Annotated in this window: 3 protein-coding genes; 1 reads left to right on the forward strand and 2 read right to left on the reverse strand. The window is 60.1% G+C overall.

All coding sequences use genetic code 11. The annotated features are described in order from the left end of the window. Window positions 1–13 precede the first annotated feature (13 nt). On the reverse strand, window positions 14–817 hold the full coding sequence (locus I6E73_RS01910) for an isocitrate lyase/phosphoenolpyruvate mutase family protein (RefSeq protein WP_197122675.1): 804 nt from the start codon (window positions 815–817) through the stop codon (window positions 14–16). Between the two features lie 76 nt (window positions 818–893). Continuing rightward, window positions 894–2,351, reverse strand: coding sequence for an MFS transporter (locus I6E73_RS01915; RefSeq protein ID WP_231600509.1), 1,458 nt, complete (start codon window positions 2,349–2,351; stop codon window positions 894–896). 498 nt (window positions 2,352–2,849) lie between these two features. Here I6E73_RS01915 and I6E73_RS01920 point away from each other — a divergent pair, with 498 nt between their 5' ends. Next, window positions 2,850–10,106: an SdrD B-like domain-containing protein gene (locus I6E73_RS01920; RefSeq protein WP_197122677.1), complete on the forward strand. Its 7,257-nt coding sequence runs from the start codon at window positions 2,850–2,852 to the stop codon at window positions 10,104–10,106. Window positions 10,107–10,184: the final 78 nt, after the last annotated feature.

Raw genomic sequence — 10,184 nt, forward strand, 5'->3', positions numbered from 1 at the left:
CTCACCCCGCGAATTAGTAGGAGAAACCGAGTTCTTCGGGGTAGTCGCCCAGAGCGGTAAGCCGCGCGGCGGCCTGCTGCAGGTGGGACAGCGTGAGACCAAGCGTGCGCGGTCCAAAGCTCACGCGGGCGACCCCGAGCTCGGCGAGAGTCTTCAACGGCACATATCCTGCTCCGCCAATCACTGAAATGGGCCCATCGATCTGAGCGATCGCTTGGGCGACCATGTGCTCGTCGGCGAGACCGAGAACGAAAATGCAGTCGGCGCCAGCGGCAAGGTAGGCGCCCGCTCGGGCGACCATGTCATCCCATTCCCCGCCACCGGCCAGCACATCAACGCGGGCATTGATGGCAATCGGCACGCCGGTAGCCTCGCCTGCTGCGCGGACCGCAGCAACGCGGGCGGCCGCATGCTCGAGGTCAAAGAGGGGAGCCTTGGCCGGGCCAGAGCTGTCTTCGATGTTCAGCCCAGCAGCGCCGGCCGCGATCAATCGTTCGACGTTTGCTTGCACGCCGGCGGCATCCGAAGAATAGCCCTTCTCGAAGTCCACAGAGACAGGAATCTCGACGGCGTTGCACATGATGGATGCAGCGTTGATCGCTTGGTCAACCGTCAGGCCTTCGCCGTCGGAAACTCCGTGCGCGAAGCTCACGGCGTGGCTCGCGGTGGCGAGGGCACGCACTCCGGGGGCTTCGGCAACGATGCGGGCGGTGATGGCGTCCCACACGTTGGAGACGATCAAGGGCGTGCCGGGGATGTGGAGTGAGCGGAGAAGTTCCGCGCGGGCGGCGGGGGCGCTGGGGGCGATTTCAGTCATGAACCAAGCATCCTCCGCGTGCGCGCTGGGCGCCAGCGAATTTCAGACGTGACCAGCACACTCTCGGGAACGAGAACTAGTCGATCACTGACTGCTTCGCCTTCACCGGCAGCATGAGCGCGAGGCCGGCGAGCAGCACGATCACGATTCCGACGATGCCAAAGCGAGTGTCGCCCGTCATCGCGACGAAGAGAGTGAAGAGGCCGGGAGCGAGGAAGCTCACGGCACGACCCGTTGTGGCATACAGGCCGAAGATCTCGCCTTCACGCCCGACCGGTGTGATGCGAGCGAGGAAGCTGCGGCTTGCTGCTTGAACGGGCCCGACGAAGAGGGTCAAGAAGAGGCCCGCGATCCAGAACCCGGTTTTGGCGTCGCCGACGAAGAGCACTGCCAAGCCGGCGAGTACGAGACCGATCAGTGAGCCGATGATCACGTTCTTGGCGCCGAGCGTGTCGTCGAGCCATCCGCCAATAAAGGTTCCGATGCCGGCGACCAAGTTGGCGGCCACCGCGAAGTAGATGACCTCGCTCGGGCTGAAGCCGAAGACCTGGGCCGCAATGATCGCGCCGAAAGTGAAGACGGCGGCGAGACCATCACGGAAGACCGCGCTGGCGAGCAAGAACATGAGAACCTGCGGGCTCTTCTTGGCGAGCGTCTTGATGGTGCCAAGAAGCTTGGCGTAGCTGGCCAAGAAACTCACGCGGTTTTCACGAGCTCCCGCAGGAATCTCGGGAACTGCAATCAGCACCGGAATAGCGAAGATCGCGAACCACGCTGCCGAGGCCAGCACGGCATAACGGATGTCGAGAGCCCCGCCCTCTGTGCCAAACGGAACGTTCAGGAGGCCGTTGCCGGTGTCGCTTCCGAAGTTCTGGATGAACAACACGAGCAGGATGATCAGCAGCACGATTCCGCCGATGTAGCCCATGCCCCAACCGAACCCGGAGACCCGACCGACTGTCTTGGGCGTGGATACCTGCACGAGCATCGCGTTGTAGTTGACGCTGGCGAACTCGAAGAAGATGTTGCCGGCGGCCAGAAGGGCAGCGCCGAGGTAAATGTAGGAGGGTACGGGGGCGACGAAGAACATCGCACCCATTGCCACGACGACTAGCCCAGTGTTGATCGCGAGCCAGAGCTTGCGACGCCCCGACCCGTCGGAACGCTGACCAAGAATCGGAGCCAAGAGCGCAACGAGGATGCCGGCGATAGTGAGGGCACCGGAGATGACTGTGGTGTTGTTGGCCTTCGCGAGCACGAGCGCGGGATTCTTTTCGTCATCACCGGCGGCGGCAATGATCTCAGGATCGATAAAAAGACCACTCGCCAGGTAGGTGCTGAACACAAAAGTGGTGACGACGGCGTTGAACGCGGCGGAGCCCCAATCCCAGAGCGCCCACGCGCGAACGCGGCTCTTGGGGATCGGAGAATCAGCGAGGAGCCCCTGCCCCACGGTGCCGATGGCCCGCGTGTTGGAGACGCAGGGAACAGCGGGAACGCTAGGGACGTCGTTGTCGGGAGTCTTGTCCGTCATGCGAACAGGCTAGTGGTGCGGGGTAAACAATTGGCGCTGAAGATGCGACGCGCGTGTTGGGTCCCCGATTCTGCGGTGACAAAGCTCTCGACAACTAGACCACTTTCCGCTGCGCGCGGTGTCCCCCGGTTCGCGTTGTTGCACAGTGAACGGCGGCTGCGGTTGAGCGACAGAAGGTCCCAGGGAAGTGGCAACTGACGAAAGAAGCTGAGAAATAGTCCGAGGATCCCGCCGAATTGCTCACTCGTCGCAATGAACTTGGGATTAGTTCGATTCGGAGGCATCTAGGCGTTAGGGGACAATCCGGGGTACGTTTGACACTAGTAGACCTTCTCGTATACCCCGCAGTTAGTGGAATGCGAATGGTCTCGTCGCTTCGGATGCATGTGTTGTTGTGCCACGAAACGTCCCTATGTCTGCTTGTCCGCCTTAACTACGTGACGACGGCGGCTCCGCTTAACCTCCTTGACCAACGCACCCGCCCTGTAAGGCCATTCTGTGAAGCTTCTCCTGCGTCCGCTGCTCGTCGCCGCTCTTATTGCGGCGAGCATCACCGTTCCTGCGTCCATCGCCACCGCGGCGGGTAACCCTGACGTGCAGCTTGATCGCGAGGTCGCCGCTTCTACGCTCTACGGCAGTGACGTTTCCGTGACGCTGTCGGCGCAGCAATCTTCGGTGCCCGCCATTAACGCCTATAACTTGACGTTCACCGACGTATTGCCTCCCGGCGCGACGCTCACCGATTCGAGCTATCCCGTTAGCCAGCAGATTGCCCTCCCCGGCGGAGCGACGAAGCTCATTTGGAGCAATGTGGCTGACCTGTCTGCGGGTATCGTCGTGCCGCTGACGTACTCGTTCTCTTACGACACCGCTACCTACGACGTGGATGACTCGTTCACGAGCACTGCGGAAGCGTTCGTCAACTCCAACCCTCGAATCGTGGATGAGTTCGACCCCGTGACGGGCGAAGTCGACGAAGACACCCGCACCGGGTGGGACACAGCAGAATCAACGACAACGCTAATTCCCTTTGAGCTCACTAAGGCTGAGCCGAGCACTGAGGGTGAACTGCAGCGCGGTGTTCATGACAACAAGACCGTTTACACGCTGAAAGTTACTAACAACAGCGTTAATGAGAGCACCAACTTCTCAATCGTTGACTACCTGCCTGCCGGGCTCGAATTCCTTGGCTGCACAACGCAAGACAACAGCGCCGCCAGCACTGAGGAGTACCCCGGGTCAGGAAGCATCGACGACACGCTCTTCCCGGCGGACGTCAATTGCAACGGCTTCGTACCCACGACATCCACGGTGACTATCGACCCCGATGGAGCCGGGCCGCTCCTCAGCGATGTCTACACGAGGGTGGAATGGACCTCTCTCGGCACGATCGCCGATGGAGCAACGCTCACCATCAACTATGCCGCAGCGATCCCGTTGCGGGAGAACGTTGCAGCCGTGGGCATTGCGACTGCAAATCTTGACAACAACACGGGAGCCCTGACCGAAGACGAGCAAGAACTCACCAACTACGCGGTTGCTACCGGAACTTACGGGGCAACGGTTTACACGGATGATGCCACTGCTACGGTGACCGCTGAAGACTTGGCCATTCACAAGTCTGTTGACGAAGAGTCAATTGCTCAAGGTGACACGAGCATCTGGTTGCTTGACTTCCAGACCTCAGAATATGCGCTGTCGACGAGCGTTCTGAGCATCGTCGACACCATCCCTGATGGGCTCGACTACGTCACAAGCTCGCTCACGCCCGAATCTGTCGTAACCAACGCCGACGGCACGATCACGGTGTCATGGAACGCAGCAGCGTTTGCGGCGGCATCCGCATCGGCAACGATTACCGTGACCACGACGACGCGCACCGAGTACCGCAACGGTGGCGGCCCAGTGAGCTCGAATGACTCGTGGACCAACGCGGTCACCCTCGACGCGACTGCCGAAATTATTACCGCTAGCGATGGAAGCACGGCAGCGCTTCCCGTGGTTGACGCATCGAGTGCCGGCCAAACAGCTCAGGGCATCAGCATCAACAAGCGCGTCGCGCAGCCAGCGGCTATCGCCACAACCTGTGGTGACGAAACTGGCTTAGTGTTCAGCGAAACCGTCACCGGTCCATTCCACCCTGGCGATCTGGTCTGTTACGAACTGACCGTTGATTTCCCGGGAATCTTGGACACACTCGAAACTACTGTCGCCGACTTCCTCCCTGCTGGTTTCACCTATGAATCCTTCGAATACACCCCGGCCAGCACGCTGACGGCGGCCGATGGAGTTGTCTTTTCCAACACAGCGGATTCACCGCTGCTGAGTTGGAACGTCGGCGAGGTAGATGCCTCCGCTGAATTCCAGGTGATCGTCTCAGCCAGAATCACTGATCCTGCTGCGATCACCGACGGCTCGATCACGGCAAATATCATGAAGATGACCTACGAAAACAGCGCTGGTGATGTATTCCAGTTGCGCGATAGCGCGGACACTCTCGTCGAGAAGCCGATCGTAAGTTTGGCTAAAGGAATTACCGAGCTCAACGCAAACCCGATCGGCGGAGCACCGGTTGACACGCTCACGGTGCAGGCGACCGATCGTGTGACCTACTCCATCGTGGTGACTAATACAGGAAGCCAAGCAGCAGACAATATTTCGATCCGTGACAATCTGCCGAGCCTGTTGGAATGCTCCGATATAGAGAACATCAGCGACGCGGGAGTGTGTGGAGCACCCGCACCCGCGCGCTCCATCGAGTGGACGATCCCAGCCTCAGTGGCTGCTGGCGACAGCTACACGGTGACCTATGACGTCATAACCCCCGTTGACTCGTCGCTGGGAGATGTGTTCCTTAACACCGCAGGGGTGCGCGACTACGAAGGTGCCACGAACAGCGGCGATCCGCAGGTGTACGTTCCCGAGAACAACATCGACCCCACGCTGGAAGATGACGCCAACAGTGTTGAGGCGAAAGACACCGCGACCGCGAATATCGACAGCCCGACCGTAGTGAAGACGGCTACAACCTCGATCAGTGAATCCGGAAATAACGCCGGAACTGAGGCCACGATCGGTGAACTCATCACCTACACCGTGACCACCACGATCTCTGAGGGAGCGAGCGCATTCAACGACCCAGCGGTGACCGACGTCATCAGCGACGATCTCGCCATTGTCGGAATTCCGACGTTTACTGTCGACGGAGGCGCTCCGCAGGACGCGGATGTCAGTGGTCAGTTGGTGACGGCGCCTCTAGGTGCGACGTACGAAAATGTTGCGAACAGCGGCGATGACCTCGTCGTGCTCACCATCGTGGTGCGCGTTCGTGATGCCAGCGGTCCGGTTCGCGGCGAAACCGTTTCCAACAATGCGACCTTCGCGTGGGACCACATTGATGGCGCCAGCGATTCTGGTGAGAGCGACAGCGTCACGACCACCATCGTCGAACCTGATATCGATCTCCAGAAGAGCAGCAACGCGGTAGATAACGAAGCCGCCGCTGGGCAACTCCTCGAATACACGCTTGAATTGCGCAACAGCGGTGCTGCAGACGTCTCGACCGCACACGACACTCTCGTCGTTGACACCCTCCCGGATACGGTCCAGCCCATTGATGCCTTCGGTGACCCCGTCAGCGGCGACCAAACACTCCCCGGCGGCGGCGAATGGAACGAAAGCGCTCGTACCATCACCTTCGCCGTCGCGAGCATTGCTCCCGGCGCGGGCCCCGACCTCACCTATACCGTCATCGTCGATGACCCGTTGCGCGGCGGCGCCACCATCGTGAACACGGTGGATGCTACGACGACGTCGATCGCCGGCGCTGATCCTGACGAACGCAATTCTGATTCAGCGCTCGGCACTGAGGTTGGTGGCTACCAAGACTCCAGCAGTGTGACGCTGCAGACACCCGGGGTTGGCGTCAACAAGACTGCAACCCCCGCAACGCGCACGATTGGTGAGGTTGTCACCTACACGGTTGAGGTGACGATCCCCGAGAGCGTTGTTGCAGACGACACCACCATCATCGACACGATGCCGGCTAATGTGCGTTTTGGTGAGTTCCTCGACTCTGTATGTGACCAAGAAGGCACCCCGTGTGCGGCAACTACCGAGGTTCTCGGTGCGCCAAGCGCGACTGACCGCACCATCGGTTTCTTCATCGGCGACTTTGATCCTGCTGTGGCTGAAGACCGGGTCATCACGTTCCGCTATACGGGTATCGTGACGACGGCTGCTACAGACGGCAGCACGCTCGTTAATACCGTGCGGCCCTATTGGAACGACACGAACCTCATCGCGGGCACCCCGACAACGGTGCCTGATCCGGATGATTTCGACGCTGTTGGAACGCCCTCGACCGCGAACACCGCGGTAGTCGAGCCGACCCTGACGATTGACAAGAACGTGAACGGTCCGCTTACTGGGCCGGACGCGCGACGGGCCGAGCCTGGTGAGCCTCTCGACTACACGATCATCGTGACTAACACGGGCACCTCGCCCGCCTACGACATCACAGTGACGGATACGCCTGACGACCGCGTTACCGCGTTCACTAGTACAGACCCGGCCGGTGTCACGAACAATGACTCCGACCCCTCTGACGGAAATTTGAGCTGGACAATTGCTGGTCCGCTCGCGATCGGCGACTCCGTCATCATCACGTATTCCGTGACGATGCCGCTTCTCGATGAGGCCGACGAAAACGTGGATTCGGCCGAGGTTGTGAACACCGCAGACGTTTCGCAGTACTTTGGCGTTCCTGCGGCTGACCGCGATCTGTTGATCGACTACAACGATTACGACAACGTGACTGAAGATGTCGTCAGCGTCGAACTCGACCTCGCTTCGATCGGTGATTACATCTGGTACGACGTCAATAATGACGGCGTGCAGGATACTGGCGAGTCTCTCCTCGAAGGCGTTGGTGTGACCGTCGTGTACCTCGGCGCCGACGGCATCTTCGGTACTGCCGACGATGAGACGTTCACCACCGCAACCGACTCTCTCGGTGAGTACGTGGTCGAAAACCTTCCCGGTGGAACTTACCGGGTGACTGTAGATGCGTCGACGCTGCCTGCGGGCATGACGCCGAGCTTCGACCTCGATGGTGGCGCTACAACGCCCAACGGTGTGTGGCAAGGCGCGCTCGCCGAGGATGCTGCCAAGCGTGACGTGGACTTCGGTTACACCGGCACCGGTTCGATCGGTAACTACATCTGGTTCGACCAGAACACGGATGGCGTTCAGGATGCGAATGAGCCAGGACTCCCCGGCGCGAGCGTCACGGTTGTCTCCGGAGGACTCGATGGTGACCTCGCAACCACGGCAGACAACATCACGTTCACAACCTCCACGGATGACAACGGACAGTACACCGTAGGCAATCTGCCGGCGGGCCCATACACCGTTACCGTGAGTGATTTGCCTGCCGGATACTCGGTGGTCTCCGACCCGAGCGGCGGAACGAGCTCGACGTCGACGACATCATTGACGGCGGGCCAGAACCGCACCGATCAGGACTTCGGGTACAACGGCACCGCATCCATCGGTGACTACGTCTGGCTTGATCGCAATAACGACGGCGTTCAAGACCTGACTGAGCGCGGCATCTTTGGTGCACAGGTTCAGCTCACCTGGTTTGGCGAAGACGGTGTTCTTGGCGGTGGCGATGATGGCGTATTCACCACCACGACTGACGCGTCAGGCGCCTACATTTTCCCCAATCTATTGCCGGGAGAATACTCGGTACAGATCCTCGGTGGCCTGCCCGACGGTGTCGTGAATAGTTTCGACCTCGACGGAAACAACAATTCGCAAACTCCGGTATCCCTCGCCATCGGTGAGGCAGTCGACGCCGTCGACTTCGGCTACTTCGCGGATTCCGTCATTGGTGACCGAGTGTGGTGGGACCGCAACGCTGATGGTGTTCAGGATGCCGACGAGCCTGGCCTCAGCGGCGTCGACATCCGAGTCACGTATTTTGGTTCTGACGGCGTTCCCGGCGGAACCGGTGCGGACAGCGACCTCGTGTACACCGCTCAGACTGATGCTGAGGGTGACTGGATTGTCATCAACATTCCTGACGGCGAGTACCTCGTAGAAGTTATTGGCGGTATTCCTTCGGGGTTCGAGCAAACCTATGACGATGACAGCGGAACTGTTGGTCTTGACGACAACTCGGCGATCACTCTAGTGGGCTCTAATCTCAATCAGGACTTCGGTTACACGGGAGATTCCAGTATCTCCGACACTGTCTGGCTCGATCTGAATAACGATGGTGTCGAGGATTCGGGAGAGCCCGGTCTGCCCAACGTTGACGTGACCCTGGTCTGGTTCGGACCGGATGGCGCAGTAGGTGGCGGTGATGATGTCACGTCGGTTGAAACCACAGATGACAACGGTCAGTACCTCTTCGATGGTCTGCCCGAGGGCAACTACTCGGTGACTGTCGACACTGCGACACTGCCGGCTGGTCTTCTGCCCACCTTTGACGCTGATGCTGGAACGAACCAACCGACGCCAGGCACGCCAGCCTCTGGCGTCGACGCGGATTCCACTACGGCCGTAGCGCTTCCGGCAGGAACCGATCTCGAGAACATCGACTTCGGCTATGCCGCCACCGGTTTGATCGGCGACACCGTGTGGCTCGATCAAAACGGCGATGGTGTTGTCGATGACGGCGAAGCGGGAATCCCCGAGGTCGACGTCACGCTCACGTGGGCTGGCCTTGATGGCATCCTCGGCAACGCTGACGATGTGGTCTCGACCACGACGACGGATGACAGCGGTAACTACCTTTTCGAGGACCTCCCCGAGGGTTTGTTCACCGTGGAACTGACTAATCTTCCCGCGGGAATCGTCGCGACGGCTGATCCCGATGGTGGGTTTGACGACGCATCGCAGCTCATCCTCTCTGCTAGTGAAGAGAACCGTGACCAGAACTTCGGCTACGCCGGTGATGCTGGCGTTGGCGACCTGCTCTGGCTCGATGTGGACAACGATGGAGTGCAGGGAACGAATGAACCTGGTCTTGAAGGAATCGTGATTACCGTCACGAGCCCTGGTGCCGACGGCGTGTTTGGCACCGCTGACGACATCACCATCACGACCATGACGGATGAGAACGGTAACTACCTCGAAGAGGGACTACCAGCCGGCGAGGTGCAGGTTTCCTATGATCCGACGACGCTGCCTGCGGGCTATGTGCCCAGCGCGGACCTCGACGGTGGCGACTTGTTCGAAACGACGGCCACGCTCACCGCGGGAGAAACCCGCGACGATGTTGACTTCGTCGTGATCGGAAGTGCCACTCTCACCGGTGTTGTCTTCGATGACCCTGATGGGGATGGCATCCGTGACAGCGGAGAAGCAGGCATTCCGGATGCAACGGTTGATGTCGTGTGGGCTGGGCCGAACGGCCCCGTCACAATCACGGTGATCACTGACGCGAGTGGTGAGTGGATCCTCACGAACCTGCCGGCGGGAACCTACACGGCAACGGTCGATCTCGACACTGTCGATCCTGACTTCCGGCCGACCACCGGAACGTCGTCGACGGTGGAGCTGCCAGCCTTTGGCTCGCGCTCCGTCATTCAGGGGCTCACGACGATGTTGCTCGCGTTCACCGGCACCAATATCGCTTGGGGTGGAGGGCTCGCGGTGCTTCTGTTGCTTGCCGGGCTCCTGCTCGTGGCCGCGCGGACTCGTGCCGGCGTCAGAGAGACGCGGGCATTGACGACAGGCAAGTAATAGCGATTGCACGATAGGCGCGGTGAGTGCGCGGGGCCAGCTGGTTCTGTTCGCACTCACCGCGTTTGTCGTTGTAGC

The organism is Salinibacterium sp. SWN248 (genome assembly GCF_015864575.1).
Lineage (GTDB): Bacteria > Actinomycetota > Actinomycetes > Actinomycetales > Microbacteriaceae > Rhodoglobus.

Excerpts from the sequence above, each read along its gene's own strand:
- I6E73_RS01915 (WP_231600509.1), bottom strand. The coding sequence starts at position 2,351 with ATGACGGACAAGACTCCCGACAACGACGTCCCTAGCGTTCCCGCTGTT.
- I6E73_RS01910 (WP_197122675.1), bottom strand. The coding sequence starts at position 817 with ATGACTGAAATCGCCCCCAGCGCCCCCGCCGCCCGCGCGGAACTTCTC.